This is a genomic window from Aeromonas sp. ZOR0002, assembly GCF_963866995.1.
Taxonomy (GTDB): Bacteria; Pseudomonadota; Gammaproteobacteria; order Enterobacterales; family Aeromonadaceae; genus Aeromonas; species Aeromonas caviae.
This window is the reverse complement of record NZ_CAWMFQ010000300.1, coordinates 4,000-18,442: the sequence shown is the minus strand read 5'-3', so window position 1 is coordinate 18,442 and position 14,443 is coordinate 4,000. Positions and strand designations below refer to the sequence as shown.

Sequence of the window (14,443 nt, the reverse complement as noted above, 5' to 3'; positions counted from 1 at the left end):
GCCCCGAACCCGTGATGATGGTTCGCAAGAAAGTGCGGCTGATGGCGGATGGGGAGACCCTGCTGGTCAGCGCCGACGACCCCTCCACCACCCGCGACATTCCCAGCTTCTGCCGCTTCATGGACCATACCCTGGTCGCCAGCGAGACTGAGCAGGCCCCTTACCGCTACCTGATCCGCAAGGGTCAATAGCCCTGTACCGGAGCAAACATGACAACCATTACCCGTATCGGGACCACCCAGCGCTGGTCTGATGTGGTCATCCACAACGGCACCCTCTACGTGGTGGAAGTGCCCGCCACCGAGACCGCCGACATCCACCAGCAGACCCGTGAAGTGCTCGAAAGCCTGCAGCGTCTGCTGGAAGCCAACGGCTCCGGCGTCGACAAGATCCTGATGGCCAACATCTATCTCAAGGACATTGAAGACATCGCCGCCTTCAACGCGCAGTGGGATGCCTGGATCCCGGCAGGCACCGCCCCCGTCCGTGCCTGCGTGCAGGCCCGTCTCGCCCACGAAGACTACAGGGTGGAAGTACAGCTCACTGCCGCTGTCTAAACAAAGCGGGATGCCTGGCTCCCCTGATGCCGACACAGCCCCGGTCCGCGCCTGCGTGCAGGCCCGTCTCGCTCACGAAGGCTACAGGGTAGAAGTGCAGCTCACTGCCGCTGTCTAAACAAAGCGGGATGCCTGGCTCCCCTGATGCCGATACAGCCCCGGTCCGTGCCTGCATGCAGGCCCGTCTCGCCCACGAAGGCTACAGGGTGGAAGTACAGCTCACTGCCGCTGTCTAAGAGGCGGTTATCCCCTCATCCCCGACTCTTCTCCCGCAAGGGGAGAAGGGGGCAAGGAGCAAAGGGCACGCACCGGCGCCAATAGAAAGGCCCCGCCATCGCTGGCGGGGCCTTTTTCATGACTGCAACGCAGGCCGCTTAGGCGGTCGGGGTCAGGGTGATGGTCACCCGACGGTTCTGGGCCTTGCCTTCGGCGGTGCTGTTGCTGGCCACCGGCTGATCCGGGCCCACACCGCTGATGGCAATGCGGCTGCCGGACACGCCCTGGCCGATCAGCTGGGCGGCGACGGCATCGGCGCGATCCCGGGAGAGCTTCATGTTCAGCTCGCGGGAGCCGGTGCTGTCGGTGTGACCGACCACGTTCAGACGGGTCTTGTCGAACTCGGCAACCACCAGGGCCACGCCGGACAGGGTGTTGGCACCGGCGGCTTTCAGCTGGGCGCTGGAGCTGTCGAAGGTGACGTTGTTCGGCATGTTGAGGATCAGCTGATCACCGTTGCGGGTCACGCTGACGCCGGTGCCTTGCAGCTTCTCGCGCAGCTTGGCTTCCTGCACATCCATGTAGTAACCGATACCACCACCCAAGGCCGCACCGGCGGCGACGCCAGTCAGGATGCCCTTTTTGCGATCGCCCTTGCTGGAGGAGAGCGCCCCCACGGCTGCGCCGGTCGCCGCACCCGCCAACGCGCCCCAGGCGCCCTTGGAGGTCTGGGATTCACCGGTATAGGGGTTGGTGGTACAGCCAGTGATGGCGACGGTCAGGGCAAGTGCAGGAACCAGTTTCTTGAAATGCATGAAAAAACCTCTGAAAAAGAACGACTCTAGCCGATGGCCGCGCATTCTAACCCAGAGAGGCGCCAGAGTGTGACGCGCGCATTGCGAAGAGGGGCAGGGGGCAACACGCCCCCCTGCCCCTAGCGACTTACCCGGTGCAGGCCCTCTTCGGACGGGCCCGCATCAATATTTGATATCCCGGGCCTTGTCTCGCCCCTCCTGCTTGTTGTCACGATGCTCCTGGCGGCAGTCGGCATTGCCCACCAGCCCCTCACGACACTCCTGTTTCGCGTTACGGGACTCCTGACGGGTATCCTGACGCACATCGCGGGCGTCACGGCGCTCCTGGGCCTGCTTGGTGGCCTGTGCAGGCAGGGCGGCCAGCAAGGCGGTGGTGGCAAGCAGCGCCAATACGGACTTCTTCATGATGGCTCCTTCGCCAGACAACCTGAACCGGTCCGGCGTCTTTCAATGATAGGGGAGGGGCAAGATCCCGGTAGCGCAGACTCGGCCCTCGGGGGCGTCGTTTGTGCAGCCTCGGACCTTCTTGCACAGGGCCGGCTTCCCCTCGTGTTTGCCCTGACGAGCAACGTCATCCCCAGAGTGCAGCCGATCAGGCCGGGGAAGAGAGGGCGAACGGTGCTCAGTGACACGGGACTCCCTCGTGATGACGATCCCGATGGTGAACCCGTGTGACTGTATCCCGGCTGTACCAAGGGGCGAAAAGGCCCCTGGCCCGGCGCAACGGAACATGCTCCATGGGTCTGGCACGATGTAGCCCCCCATATGCGGGTTGTCTCATTAGAGCCCATGGCCCCAGAGTGAGTGACATTTCTCACGGAGCCATGACCATGTCGTCCCTTTCCCGCCCCGCGCTGCTCATCATCGACATCCAGGTGGGCCTCCTCCACGGCCCGGAAGCCCCCCATGCCGGGGCCGAGACCCTGGCCAACATCAATCGCCTGAGCCAGGCGGCCCGCAGTGCCGCTCTCCCCGTGCTGGCGGTGCGTCACACGGGCCCGGCCGGCAGCCCCATCTCCGCCGGCAGCCCGTTCTGGCAGCTTGCGCCTGAGCTGGTCGTCGGCGAGGCCGATCGGGTGTTCGACAAGCAGCGCCCCAGCGCCTTCCATGGCACCGGTCTCGATGGCTGGCTGAAAGAGGACGGCGTGCAGACCCTGATCGTCACCGGCATGAAGACCCAGTACTGCATCGACACCACCTGCCGGGCGGCGGCAGATCTCGGCTACACAGTGGTGCTGGTGAGCGATGCCCACACCTGCATGGACACACCGCAACTGACCGCCCCCCAGATCATCGCCCATCACAACGCCACCCTGGCCGGCCCCTTCGTGCGGCTGATGAGCAGCGACGAGGTGTGCGAAGCGCTCGGCCGCCCCCTTGAGCCCTGCTGATTCAGAGTAAAAAGAAGGGAGGCTTGAGCCTCCCTTCTTCGCTCACTCCCCCATTCACTCCGGCATCGCTTGCTGGCATTCGGCGTGACAGGGGCAGGTCACCAGGTGATCGTTCACCATGCCCACCGCCTGCATAAAGGCGTAGCAGATGGTGCTGCCGACGAAGGTAAAGCCGCGTTTTTTCAAGGCTTTTGACATGGCATCCGACTCCGGCGAGGTCGCCGGAATGTCGCCATTCCCCTGGCGCCGGTTGACCATGGGGGCGCCGCCCACGAAGCCCCACAGATAATCGACAAAGTCGATGCCTTCGGCCTCCAGCGCCAGATAGGCGCGGGCATTTTTGATGATCGACTGCACCTTGAGCCGGTTGCGAATGATGCCGGTATCCTGCATCAGCCGTTCCACATCCTGGTCGTCGAACTGCACGATGCGCACCGGATCAAAATCCGCATAGGCGCGATGGTAGCTCTCGGTGCGCTTGAGGATGGTGATCCACGACAGCCCCGCCTGCTGGCCGTCGAGGCAGAGCTTGGCAAACAGCTCGCGCGAGTCATAGACCGGCCTGCCCCACTGTTTGTCATGGTATTCAATGTATTCCGGGTCCTTGGTCACCCAGGCGCAGCGCAGTTCCATTTCCTCTCCCTCGTCATTTCAGCGGTTTGCCCGACCCTGCCCACTCTGCAGGCGGCACTGCTCACATCATATACCGGACATCCCGCCCGACCAGCCAAGGCGCAGCACCATCCCACGAATCCGCTGCAATTTCGCCTATTATCCGACCATGCCAGACGGTATACTCCCTCGGTTCACATTCAGCAAATCTTGCTCTGATTTTCACTTCGCGCGAAAAAAATTATGCAAAAATTCGATGTCAAAACCTTTCAGGGCCTGATCCTGCAGCTGCAGGACTATTGGTCCCGCCAGGGCTGTACCATCATTCAGCCGCTGGATATGGAAGTGGGTGCCGGTACTTCCCACCCCATGACCTGTCTGCGTGCCCTGGGCCCGGAGCCCATCGCCTGCGCTTACGTGCAACCGTCCCGCCGTCCGACTGACGGCCGCTACGGTGAAAACCCGAACCGCCTGCAGCACTACTACCAGTTCCAGGTGATCATCAAGCCTTCCCCCGACAACATTCAGGAACTCTATCTGGGCTCCCTGAAAGAGCTGGGCATGGATCCTGAAATCCACGACATCCGCTTCGTGGAAGACAACTGGGAAAACCCGACTCTGGGTGCCTGGGGTCTGGGTTGGGAAGTGTGGCTGAACGGCATGGAAGTGACCCAGTTCACCTACTTCCAGCAGGTTGGCGGCCTCGAGTGCAAGCCGGTCACCGGCGAGATCACCTACGGTCTCGAGCGTCTGGCCATGTACATTCAGGGCGTAGACAGCGTCTACGATCTGGTCTGGTCTGACGGCCCGCTGGGCAAGACCACCTACGGCGACGTGTTCCACCAGAACGAAGTGGAGCAATCCACCTACAACTTCGAACACGCCGATGTGGAGTTCCTGTTCCACTGCTTCGAGCAGTACGAGAAGGAAGCCCAGAACCTGCTGGCACTGGAAAAACCGCTGCCGCTGCCTGCCTACGAGCGCATCCTCAAAGCCGCTCACTCCTTCAACCTGCTGGATGCCCGCAAGGCCATCTCGGTCACCGAGCGTCAGCGCTACATCCTGCGCATTCGCACCCTGACCAAGGCCGTGGCAGAGGCATACTACGCCTCCCGCGAAGCGCTGGGCTTCCCGATGTGCCAACGTGGCAGCAACGAGAACAAGCAAGGTTAAGGAACGGACATGGCACAACATACATTTCTGGTAGAGATCGGTACTGCTGAGCTGCCGCCCAAAGCCCTGCGCTCCCTGGCCGAAGCCTTTGCCGACAACTTCAAAGCCGAACTGACCAAGGCCGATCTGGCCTTCGGCGACGTCGAGTGGTTTGCCTCACCGCGCCGTCTGGCGCTGAAGGTAAGCGAGCTGGCTGGCGAACAGCCGAGCAAGAGCGTCGAGAAGCGCGGCCCGGCCGTGGCCCAGGCGTTCGATGCCGAAGGCAAGCCGACCAAGGCTGCCGAAGGCTGGGCCCGTGGCAACGGCATCACCGTTGAGCAGGCCGAGCGTCTGGTCACCGACAAGGGCGAGTGGCTGGTTCACACCGCCAAGGTCGAAGGCCGTCCGGCCGTCGATCTGCTGGGCGAGCTGGTTAGCCAAGCACTGGCCAAGCTGCCGATCCCGAAAATGATGCGCTGGGGCGACAAGACCATCCAGTTCGTGCGTCCGGTCTTCACCGTGACCCTGCTGCTGGATGGGGATCTGGTGCCCGCCCACATTCTGGGTATCGACTCTGCCCGCACCATCCGCGGCCACCGCTTTATGGGCGAGAGCGAGTTCACCATCGACAACGCCAGCCAGTACCCGCAGATCCTGCAGGAGCGCGGCATGGTGATTGCCGACTTCATGGCGCGCAAGGCCAAGATCAAGGCTGACGTCGAAGCGGCCGCTGCCGCCTTCGGTGGCGTGGCCGATCTGGACGACGCCCTGCTGGAAGAAGTGACCGCACTGGTCGAGTGGCCTGTGGTGCTGACCGCCAACTTCGAAGAGAAGTTCCTGGCCGTGCCGGCTGAGGCACTGGTTCACACCATGAAGGGTGACCAGAAGTACTTCCCGGTCTACGACAAGAATGGCAAGCTGCTGCCGAAGTTCATCTTCGTCACCAACATCGAGTCCAAAGACCCGAGCCAGATCATCAGCGGTAACGAGAAGGTGGTTCGCCCCCGTCTCTCTGACGCCGAGTTCTTCTTCAAGACCGACCTCAAGCAGACTCTGGCCTCCCGCCTGCCGCGCCTTGAAACCGTGCTGTTCCAGCAACAGCTGGGCACCGTCAAGGCCAAGGTCGAGCGCATCGAGACCGTCGCCGGCTTTATCGCCGAGCGTATCGGCGCCGACGTGGCTCAGGCCAAGCGTGCCGGTCTGCTCTCCAAGTGTGACCTGATGACCAACATGGTCGGCGAGTTCACCGACACCCAGGGTGTCATGGGGATGCACTACGCCCGTCACGATGGCGAAGACGAAGCGGTTGCCGTGGCCCTCAACGAGCAGTACATGCCGCGCTTTGCCGGTGATGCCCTGCCGTCCGGTCTGGTTGCCTGCGCCGTCGCGCTGGCCGACAAGTTCGACACCCTGGCCGGTATCTTCGGCATCGGCATGCTGCCGAAGGGTGACAAGGACCCGTTCGCCCTGCGTCGCGCCGCCATCGGTGCCCTGCGCATCATGACCGAGAAGCAGCTGGATCTGGATCTGGTTGAACTGGTTGAAGAAGCGGTACGCGTCTACGAAGGCAAATTGACCAACAAAACCGTCGTCACCGACGTGGTCGACTTTATGCTGGGCCGCTTCCGCGCCGCCTATCAGGACGAAGGCATCGGTGCCGACGTGGTGCTGGCCGTACTGGCCCGCCGCCCGACCCGTCCGCTCGACTTCGATCGCCGCGTCAAGGCCGTCAGCCACTTCCGCACGCTGGATGCCGCACTGGCACTGGCTGCCGCCAACAAGCGCGTGAGCAACATTCTGGCCAAGGTCGAAGGCGAATTGCCGACTGCCGTCAAACCGGAACTGCTGGTCGATGCCGCCGAGAAGGCGCTGGCCACCCAGGTTGCCGAACTGCAAGCCGAACTGGCCCCGCTGTTCGCCGCCGGTGACTATCAGGCTGCCCTCACCCGTCTGGCCGCCCTGCGCGAGCCGGTCGATACCTTCTTCAACGAAGTGATGGTGATGGCCGACGACGAGGCCCTCAAGGCCAACCGTCTGGCGCTGCTGAACAACCTGCGCAACCTGTTCCTGCAAGTCGCGGATATCTCCCTGCTGCAGTGATCTTGGTTGGGTAGGTGATATTAAAAACGGCGCCGAAAGGCGCCGTTTTTATTAAGTCCTTACCAATATATTTAACATTCACTAATAAAGCAGGAATTGCGGTGATCAATAAACAACCAGCGGCTCTACCTAATAGGTCCGCCCATGCGATGTAGATTGCCAGTTAGTTGGTCTGAGTTGGAGTCCCCATGACAACTTCCATTGACTTTTTTTGAATCACTCTCAGGGGAATGAAATTCATAAAAAATCGTTTGAGGCATCCAAGGTCAATATAATCTCTAAGGGCTTTTGTAAACTCTTGTATCTCAGAAAACTTATTTTTAAGGTGCCTATCATATTCGAGCCTTAGCCCTGTTAATTCCCACTCCTGCTCACCTTGGGAGGCTTTTCTAATCTCTATATCGAGCCTAGCTCTTTGTTCTAGCATTGACGCTAGTTGCGCATGATGTGAGTTCAATGCTGTGGTTTGCATGCGGATTAAAAAAAACTCTGTAGGTCTAAATTTTGCGGGTGTATAAAGCAACGTATTTTCGTAGTCTTGCAGCAAAGCAAGACCATTCAATGTGAATTTTCCCCGAGAAGATAATCCATCAATCTCATTATCTAGAACACCTATATTAACTTGACATCGCATGATATTAGATTCTGTTAAATCATGAATTTGCATTCTTGCCGACTTGTTATAGCTTAATTTATTCAGAAAGCCCGAGAGAAGCGACACAAAAATTGTAAGTAGTACTCCGACCACTGCACCTAATAAAGCAGCAAAGATCGTGAGGTATAAGTTTGATGCTTTCAATTGTACTGATAACTCAAAAATGAATTGCCTTATAAAATCTACAATATCCATAATTGCGCCCCATATACCTGAACAAATTTAATAAAAACACATTAACACAATTAAAAACTGTGACACCCACCTATTTTTCCCTCACCCGAGCAACTCGTACGTCAGGCGTAATCGGACATTCGCGTAAATGGATTCTCCCGCCATAACGGCCAGCCTAATTCCCCCCCCCTCCGGCTGGCCGACGCTGTTGCACGGTAACAACCGCAATCAAAGCTTCTCGTTCGTCCAATTACGCTGCGCTAATCGAACCTACAGGGGGGGTAATGAGCTGTTATCATTTGAGACAGTGCCCAGCGCCGCCACGCCCAAGAGGAAAGTCATGGATATACCTGCCGCCCCATCCCCCGCCATCTGCCAGCTGTGTCAGGAGAAAGCAGATCTCGACTTCGACTTCACCATGGCTTTTCAGCCCATCGTCGATTGCAGCCAGCGCACCCTCTTCGGCTATGAGGCCCTGGTGCGGGGGCTCAACAACGAGCCGGCGCAGAGCGTGATTGACCGGGTCAACGACGACAACCGCTACCGCTTCGATCAGCTGTGCCGGATCAAAGCCATCGCGCTGGCCGCCCGCCTCGACATGCGGGGCATGCTGAGCATCAACTTCCTGCCCAACGCGGTCTATCGCCCGGAGCGCTGCATCCGCACCACGTTGCAGGCGGCCCGCGAGCATCTCTTTCCCATCGAGCAGATCATGTTCGAGTTCACCGAGGTGGAACAGGTGCAGGACAACCGCCATATTCGCGGCATCGTGGATCACTATCAGGCCCTTGGCTTCAAGACGGCGATCGACGACTTTGGCGCCGGTTACTCGGGCCTGAGCCTGCTGGCCGATTTTCGCCCCGACATCATCAAACTCGATATGCACCTGCTGCGCGGCATCGACCAGGACCCGATCCGTCAGGCCATCGTTCGCCACTGTCTGGCGCTGTTTACGGAGTTGCAGATCACCCCGCTGGCGGAAGGGGTCGAGACCCGCGACGAGATGGCCTGCCTGCGGGAGATGGGCGTCAGCCTGATGCAGGGCTATCTGTTTGCCCGCCCCGGCTTCGAAACCCTGCCCGAGGTGGATTTCGCCAGCCTGTGAGCGGCGCTGGCTATCTCCCTTTGTTGTCGTTCATTCGGGCAAGGCGGCCCGGAGGGTATCCACGGGCGGACGGCAGAAAGCGCTGGACCGGGCAACCCCCTGGGCTAGGATAGGACTGTCACCCTTTGCAACCACCGCTCTGACAGGGACACCATGGCGCAGGTTTCAGGATACCGCTTCTTCGCTCTTTCACTGCTCTTGCTGCTGGCCTTCCAGGTATGGGGGGCGCAAGGCAGGGGCAACATCACACTGGTGAGCTCCCTTGAAACCAGGGAGTCCCCCTATGGTCGCTGGCTCGATCTCATCTATCGGGACGCGTTCGCCCGCCTGGGCTATGACTTCCAGTACCAGGGCTACCCCGGGGGACGGGCCCCCCTGCTGGCAGAGCAGGGACAGGTCGATGGCGAGATCCACCGCGCCGCCAGCTACCAGCAGCAGACCCGCACCCTCCAGCGCGTGCCCGAGCCCCATTTCGCCGTCTCCTATCAGGCCTATGCCCACCAGCCCGGGATCCAGCTGCAGGGGTGGCACAGCCTGCTGGGCACCGGTTATCGGGTCGAGTTTCGCCGTGGCGCCAAGCTGCCGGAGATGATGCTGGGCAAGGTGGTGGCACCGAACCGGCTCTTTGCCATCACCACCGCCGAGCAGGGGATGGGCAAGCTGCTCAAGGGGCGCAGTGACCTCTATGTGGAGCAGACCCTGATTGCCAGCCAGGCCCTGGCCGCCCTGACGCGCCAGGACCCGGGCTATGCCGGCATCTACTCCGCCGGGGTGATGGAGCTGGCCGATTCTTACGTCTACCTGCACGAACGGCATCAGGATCTGCTGGCCCCCCTTGCCAGCGTGATCCGGCAAATGAAGCAGGACGGCACGGTGGCGCGCTATGAGCAGCAGGCCATGGCGGCTGAGGGCACCAGCCAGCCATGACGTCCTCTTTTTCCGCAAGCCCTCCCGCGCCCTGACCATGCAGGAGACCCGGGGCGATCAATTCTGTCGCAGAGTCATGGCCGCAGCGGGCACCCTGTTCGTCAACACCACGTTGACAAAAACGCCCCCTGTATCAGGGATACTCGCCATATAAAACCCCATCGACCTTGTGTTCATCTGGCTTGCGGCCAAAAGGCACCATGTCCGTCTGTGCATACCCCAAATCTTGCAACATCCCCCACTCCGACCGCCCCATCATTTCGATGGAGTCGCGTCATCGTTCAGGCATATCTTCCCCTCGAGGCCCGTGCCAGGGCCCGATCACAGGAGCAATAGATAATGAAAAAAGCAGTAACGGCCGCCTTGCTGGCCATGATGATGGCGGCCTCGGTTCAGGCGGCAGACAAGGTGACCACGGTGCCGGTGCACTTCGCCAAAGGCGCGCACAGCGCCAAGGTTGACGGCACCTTCTCCGGTTATGACACCATCAACTACACCCTGGGCGCCAAAGAAGGCCAGACCATGACGGTCGCCATCACCGGCAGCACCAATGCCAACTTCAACGTCTTCGCACCGGGCGCCATCCCGGGTCAGGCCGAGGCACTGGGCGGCGGCAACGTGGACACAAAATGGCAAGGCACCCTGCCCAAGTCGGGCAAGTACCTGATCCAGGTCTACCAGATGCGCGCCACCGCCCGTAAAGGCGCCAAGGTCCCCCACTCCCTGTCGGTCGGCATTCAATAACCGACGCCAATATTGCCTGTGTGACAAGCAAGAAGGAGCCCATGAGGCTCCTTCTTTGTCATTGTGTGCTGGCACTGCGACCCGGGTAACGGCTCAGCCCTTGTAGGCGGGCAGCAGGTCCACCATGTTGAGCAGGTGGAAGGTGGCGGTCAGCACGCCGAACAGGATCACCAGGACGATCATGAAGAGGCCGCCGGGGGCGCGGAAGCCCTCGCCACCTTCTTCGCGCCGGGCCGCCCGCACCTTCCAGGCCAGCAGAGGCGGGATGATGCAGGTCCACAGGGTCGCCACGGCGCCCGCATAGCCGATGGCCACCAGGAAGCCGAACGGGAACAGCAAGGAGAGCACCAGGGGCGGCAGGAAGGTCACCGCCCAGGACTTGGCGCGGCCACCCCGGCTGTTGTCGAACTTGAACAGATCCGCCAGGTAGTCGAACACCCCGAGCCCCACCCCGATGAAGGAGGAGAGGATGGCCGCCATGGAGAAGGCGTTGAGGGCGCTGGCCACCGCCTTGGACTCGATCACCGAACCGAGGGCCTTGAGCAGGGCATCCACGTTGCCCCCCTCTGCGATCACCGGGCCGAACTCGCTGCGGGGCAGGTTGCCAAAGACGCTCACCAGCCAGATGAGGTAAAACGCGAGCGCGATCAGAGTGCCCCCCAGAATGGCGCGGCTGGCACGGCGCTCTTCACCGTAGTAGGCGCGCATGGAGGAGACCGAATGGTGGTAGCCGAACGAGGTGAGCGCCACCGGCAGCATCACCAGGGCATAGGGGGCGTAGCTCACTTCGCTGCCCACCCGGTCGAGCAGCAGATCGAGGCGCACGTTCATCGACAGGCCCGAGATGCCGAAGGCAAAGCTCAGCCCCATCAGGATCACCAGCAACACCGAGATGCGGTCCACCGCCCGGGTGGAGTGCCACACCAGCAGGGAGAAGGCCAGGGTAAAGAGCACGGACGCCCACTGGCTGCCCATCCCCGTCATGCCGTCGATGATGAGACCGGCCGAGGTGATGTAGGCATAGAGCAGGATGCCGCCGACGAAGTAGACGCTGAGATTGTTGAGGGCGTTGACCTTCTCCCCCAGCAGATCCCGGGTCACGGTATCGAAGGAGACGCGCAGGGGATAGCCCCGATAGGACTCCAGCAGCATCCAGCCGGAGACCGTCATCACCACCATGGTCAGTGCTACCGCGAGCATGGACCAGAGGGTCCAGGCGCCCGCCCCCGCACTCGGCAGCCCCAGCATGCCGGCCCCCACACAGACGCCGGCAATGATGCATGCCCCGCCCACCAACGATGGTTTCTGTTCCATTACTCCCCCAAACGGATTGTCGACTGGTCACGGCACACCGCCGTGCTTCTCCTGCGTTCGCCACTGCTGGCGCCGGGGGACTTTACCCTGCATGCCTTCGGGTATCAAATCCGGAGGGGAAATGGGGGGAAACGGGCCGGATCCTGCGCCCCATCCGTGGAAAATGTTCGGGATGGGGCCAGGTTCAGCACACCAGGGTCAGCCGGTGTAGACGGACAGCAGACCCGCCATGGCCATCAGGTGGAAGATGGCGGTAAGCACCCCGAAGACGATGACGGCCACCACCATGGGCTGGCCGCCGGGAGCCTTGAACCCCGCCTCGTCCGGGGCCAGCTCCCGGGACTTCTTCGCCAGCAGGGCCGGGATGATGCAGGCCCAGACGGTCGCCGCGGCCCCGGCATAGCCGATGGCCACCACGAAGCCGAACGGGAACATCAGGGAGAGCGCCAGGGGAGGCAGGAAGGTCACCGCCCAGGATTTGGCCCGCCCCCGGCGGCTGTTGTCGAACCGGAACAGATCCGCCAGATAGTCGAACACCCCGAGCCCCACCCCGATGAAGGAGGAGAGGATGGCCGCCATGGAGAAGAGGTTGATGGCCTGGGAGACCTGCCTGGACTCGATCACCGAGGCCAGCGCCCCGAGCAGCACATCCACGTCACCCCCCTTGGCGATGACGGGGCCGAAGGCGGGACGAGGCAGGTTGCCGAAGATGCTGAGCAGCCACAGCAGATAGAGCGCCAGGGCGATCAGGGTGCCCCCCAGGATCGCCTGCCTGGCTTTCTGCTCCTCGCCGTAATAGGCGCGCATCGATGCCACCGAGTGGTGGTAGCCAAACGAGGTGAGCGCCACCGGCAACATGGCCAGGGCGTAAGGGGCGCGGCCCAGCTCCTCGGCAAAGGAGTTGAACAGCTTGGCGGTGTCGATCTTGCTGGCAAGCCCGGAGACCCCGAACACGAAGCTCAGCACCATAAAAACGATCAGGACGACCGAAATCCTGTCCACCGCTCGGGTCGAATGCCAGACGAACCAGGAGAACACCAGCACGAACAACACCGAGGCCAGCTGGCTATTGATGCCCAGCAGGCCGCCCAGGATGAGACCCGACGAGGTGATATAGGCATAGAGCAAAATGCCGCCCACGAAATAGACGGTGAGGTTGTTGAAGAGATTGATCCTGTGACCGAGCAGATCCTTGGTCACCGAGTTGAAGGAGGCGGTCAATGCGTAGGGTTTCAGGGCTTCCAGCAGCATCCAGCCTGAAACCGTCATGACGACCATGGTAAGAATGATGGCGAGGGTTGACCAGCTGGTCCAGGCCCCGGCTCCCGCGCTCGGCAGCCCCAGCATGCCGGCACCGACACAGACGCTGGCAATGATGCAGGCCCCTCCGATGACGGACGGTGTTGATGTCATGTGTGTCACTCCAAATCTTTCACAGAGCAGTGAAAAAAAAGGGCACAGAAAAATCTGTGCCCCTGACTCGTTATGCTTCTATCAATTTTTTCTGCGTCTTGCCGGCTGACGGGTCGTTATGCTCGACCTCTTTCAGTCTGGCGGTGAAGTGACGCAGCACGGCCGGCTCGTAAATGAAGTCCAGCCCCTTCACCCGGTGGGCGTTCTTCTTCACCTCGCCGAAGGCCTCGATGACAAAGTCCATGTGGGTCTGGGTATAGGTGGCACGGGGGATGGTCAGGCGCAGCAGCTCCGCCGGGCAGGGGTGCTGCTTGCCGGTGGCGGGGTCGCGCCCCAGCAGCAGGGAACCTATCTCCACCGCCCGGATGCCGGCGACCTTGTAGAGCTCGCAGGCCAGGGCGTGGGCCGGGAACTGATCCGCCGGGATGTGGGGCAGCAGCTTGCCCGCATCCACGAAGGCCGCATGGCCCCCCGCCTGCTGGCACACCACGCCGATGGCCTCCAGCCCGTCCACCAGGTACTGCACCTGGCCGATGCGATAGGCCAGCCAGTCCTGGCGCATGCCGTCCCGCAGACCCACCGCCAGGCGCTCCATGGCGCCCCCTTCCAGGCCGCCATAGGTCGGGAAGCCCTCCTGCACCACGCACAGGGTGCGGCACTCGGTGTAAACGTCCAGCATGCTGTCATCCTTGAAGCACAGCAGCCCCCCCATCTGCACCATGGCATCCTTCTTCGCCGACATGGCGAGGCCGTCGGCGTACTTGTAGGACTCCCTGGTGATCTCCTCGATGGTCCAGTTCGCGTAGCCGGGCTCCCGCTGCTGGATGAAGTAGGCATTCTCGGCGAAGCGGGCGGAGTCCATGATGACCGGGATGTCGTACTTTCTGGCGATCTCGTACACCGCCTTCAGGTTGGCAATGGAGACCGGCTGGCCACCGGCGGAGTTGCAGGTGATGGTGCTGACGATGTAGGGCACGTTGGCGGGGCCCGCCTCCAGGATGGCCTCTTCCAGCTTCACCAGATCGAAGTTGCCCTTGAAGTCGGCGGTGACCGAGGTATCGAACGCCTCCCTGGTGTAGACGTTCTTCGCCACGCAGCAGTTGATCTGGGTGTGGCCCTGGGTGGTGTCGAAGAAGTAGTTGGAGAGGGCCACCATCTTCTTGCGATCCAGCCCCTTCTCCTGCTCCCGCTTCTTGATGAGCACGGGGATGTAAATCTGCTCGGCGCCGCGCCCCTGGTGAGTGGGGATGGTCAGGGAGTAGCCGAAG

The 14,443-nt window shown here is 61.5% G+C and carries 15 protein-coding genes; 8 read left to right on the top strand and 7 right to left on the bottom strand.

The annotated features are described in order from the left end of the window. Both tusA and AACR77_RS16090 read left to right on the top strand, forming a co-directional pair. A partial coding sequence (gene tusA, locus AACR77_RS16095; protein WP_042882759.1) for a sulfurtransferase TusA occupies window positions 1-191 on the top strand: 191 nt, incomplete at its 5' end. Window positions 192-209: 18 nt separating this feature from the next. Then, a complete protein-coding gene (locus AACR77_RS16090; RefSeq protein WP_042882757.1) occupies window positions 210-557 on the top strand; it encodes a RidA family protein in 348 nt (115 codons plus the stop codon). 374 nt (window positions 558-931) lie between these two features. Here the strand turns inward: AACR77_RS16090 and AACR77_RS16075 are convergent, their stop codons facing one another. Together AACR77_RS16075 and AACR77_RS16070 are read right to left on the bottom strand one after the other, a co-directional pair. Further along, window positions 932-1,588, bottom strand: a complete 657-nt coding sequence (locus AACR77_RS16075) for an OmpA family lipoprotein (RefSeq protein ID WP_010672405.1) — start codon at window positions 1,586-1,588, stop codon at window positions 932-934. Between the two features lie 162 nt (window positions 1,589-1,750). Then, on the bottom strand, window positions 1,751-1,993 hold the full coding sequence (locus AACR77_RS16070) for a hypothetical protein (protein WP_042882755.1): 243 nt from the start codon (window positions 1,991-1,993) through the stop codon (window positions 1,751-1,753). A 425-nt stretch (window positions 1,994-2,418) separates the two neighbouring features. Between AACR77_RS16070 and AACR77_RS16065 the strand changes: the two genes are divergently transcribed. Continuing rightward, window positions 2,419-2,979, top strand: a complete 561-nt coding sequence (locus AACR77_RS16065) for a cysteine hydrolase family protein (protein ID WP_042882751.1) — start codon at window positions 2,419-2,421, stop codon at window positions 2,977-2,979. 54 nt (window positions 2,980-3,033) lie between these two features. Here the strand turns inward: AACR77_RS16065 and AACR77_RS16060 are convergent, their stop codons facing one another. Next, complete coding sequence (locus tag AACR77_RS16060) at window positions 3,034-3,612, bottom strand: DNA-3-methyladenine glycosylase I (protein ID WP_042882748.1); 579 nt, start codon at window positions 3,610-3,612, stop codon at window positions 3,034-3,036. 222 nt (window positions 3,613-3,834) lie between these two features. Here AACR77_RS16060 and glyQ point away from each other — a divergent pair, with 222 nt between their 5' ends. Beyond that, the gene (gene glyQ / locus AACR77_RS16055; RefSeq protein ID WP_010672400.1) at window positions 3,835-4,764 is read left to right on the top strand and encodes a glycine--tRNA ligase subunit alpha; all 930 of its coding nucleotides are present in this window, start codon (window positions 3,835-3,837) and stop codon (window positions 4,762-4,764) included. A 9-nt stretch (window positions 4,765-4,773) separates the two neighbouring features. After that, on the top strand, window positions 4,774-6,843 hold the full coding sequence (gene glyS / locus AACR77_RS16050) for a glycine--tRNA ligase subunit beta (protein WP_042882746.1): 2,070 nt from the start codon (window positions 4,774-4,776) through the stop codon (window positions 6,841-6,843). A gap of 163 nt (window positions 6,844-7,006) precedes the next feature. Here the strand turns inward: glyS and AACR77_RS16045 are convergent, their stop codons facing one another. Continuing rightward, on the bottom strand, window positions 7,007-7,693 hold the full coding sequence (locus AACR77_RS16045; RefSeq protein WP_042882744.1) for a hypothetical protein: 687 nt from the start codon (window positions 7,691-7,693) through the stop codon (window positions 7,007-7,009). Between the two features lie 319 nt (window positions 7,694-8,012). Here AACR77_RS16045 and AACR77_RS16040 point away from each other — a divergent pair, with 319 nt between their 5' ends. From AACR77_RS16040 to AACR77_RS16030, 3 genes are all read left to right on the top strand, one after another. Further along, the gene (locus tag AACR77_RS16040; RefSeq protein ID WP_042882743.1) at window positions 8,013-8,777 is read left to right on the top strand and encodes an EAL domain-containing protein; all 765 of its coding nucleotides are present in this window, start codon (window positions 8,013-8,015) and stop codon (window positions 8,775-8,777) included. A gap of 153 nt (window positions 8,778-8,930) precedes the next feature. Continuing rightward, complete coding sequence (locus AACR77_RS16035; protein ID WP_042882740.1) at window positions 8,931-9,704, top strand: hypothetical protein; 774 nt, start codon at window positions 8,931-8,933, stop codon at window positions 9,702-9,704. Window positions 9,705-10,043: 339 nt separating this feature from the next. Continuing rightward, window positions 10,044-10,448, top strand: coding sequence for a hypothetical protein (locus tag AACR77_RS16030; protein ID WP_010672394.1), 405 nt, complete (start codon window positions 10,044-10,046; stop codon window positions 10,446-10,448). Window positions 10,449-10,541: 93 nt separating this feature from the next. On the opposite strand, the gene AACR77_RS16025 is transcribed toward AACR77_RS16030, so the two are convergent. The 3 genes from AACR77_RS16025 to AACR77_RS16015 form a co-directional block, all read right to left on the bottom strand. Further along, window positions 10,542-11,762: an aromatic amino acid transporter gene (locus tag AACR77_RS16025; protein ID WP_042882738.1), complete on the bottom strand. Its 1,221-nt coding sequence runs from the start codon at window positions 11,760-11,762 to the stop codon at window positions 10,542-10,544. A gap of 198 nt (window positions 11,763-11,960) precedes the next feature. After that, window positions 11,961-13,175, bottom strand: a complete 1,215-nt coding sequence (locus AACR77_RS16020) for an aromatic amino acid transporter (protein ID WP_042882736.1) — start codon at window positions 13,173-13,175, stop codon at window positions 11,961-11,963. Window positions 13,176-13,245: 70 nt separating this feature from the next. Continuing rightward, window positions 13,246-14,443 (bottom strand): tryptophanase (locus AACR77_RS16015; protein ID WP_042882733.1); only part of this gene is annotated, 1,198 nt, incomplete at its 5' end.

Excerpts from the sequence above, each read along its gene's own strand:
- AACR77_RS16090 (WP_042882757.1), top strand. The coding sequence starts at position 210 with ATGACAACCATTACCCGTATCGGGACCACCCAGCGCTGGTCTGATGTG.
- AACR77_RS16075 (WP_010672405.1), bottom strand. The coding sequence starts at position 1,588 with ATGCATTTCAAGAAACTGGTTCCTGCACTTGCCCTGACCGTCGCCATC.
- AACR77_RS16070 (WP_042882755.1), bottom strand. The coding sequence starts at position 1,993 with ATGAAGAAGTCCGTATTGGCGCTGCTTGCCACCACCGCCTTGCTGGCC.
- AACR77_RS16065 (WP_042882751.1), top strand. The coding sequence starts at position 2,419 with ATGTCGTCCCTTTCCCGCCCCGCGCTGCTCATCATCGACATCCAGGTG.
- AACR77_RS16060 (WP_042882748.1), bottom strand. The coding sequence starts at position 3,612 with ATGGAACTGCGCTGCGCCTGGGTGACCAAGGACCCGGAATACATTGAA.
- glyQ (WP_010672400.1), top strand. The coding sequence starts at position 3,835 with ATGCAAAAATTCGATGTCAAAACCTTTCAGGGCCTGATCCTGCAGCTG.
- glyS (WP_042882746.1), top strand. The coding sequence starts at position 4,774 with ATGGCACAACATACATTTCTGGTAGAGATCGGTACTGCTGAGCTGCCG.
- AACR77_RS16045 (WP_042882744.1), bottom strand. The coding sequence starts at position 7,693 with ATGGATATTGTAGATTTTATAAGGCAATTCATTTTTGAGTTATCAGTA.
- AACR77_RS16040 (WP_042882743.1), top strand. The coding sequence starts at position 8,013 with ATGGATATACCTGCCGCCCCATCCCCCGCCATCTGCCAGCTGTGTCAG.
- AACR77_RS16035 (WP_042882740.1), top strand. The coding sequence starts at position 8,931 with ATGGCGCAGGTTTCAGGATACCGCTTCTTCGCTCTTTCACTGCTCTTG.
- AACR77_RS16030 (WP_010672394.1), top strand. The coding sequence starts at position 10,044 with ATGAAAAAAGCAGTAACGGCCGCCTTGCTGGCCATGATGATGGCGGCC.
- AACR77_RS16025 (WP_042882738.1), bottom strand. The coding sequence starts at position 11,762 with ATGGAACAGAAACCATCGTTGGTGGGCGGGGCATGCATCATTGCCGGC.
- AACR77_RS16020 (WP_042882736.1), bottom strand. The coding sequence starts at position 13,175 with ATGACATCAACACCGTCCGTCATCGGAGGGGCCTGCATCATTGCCAGC.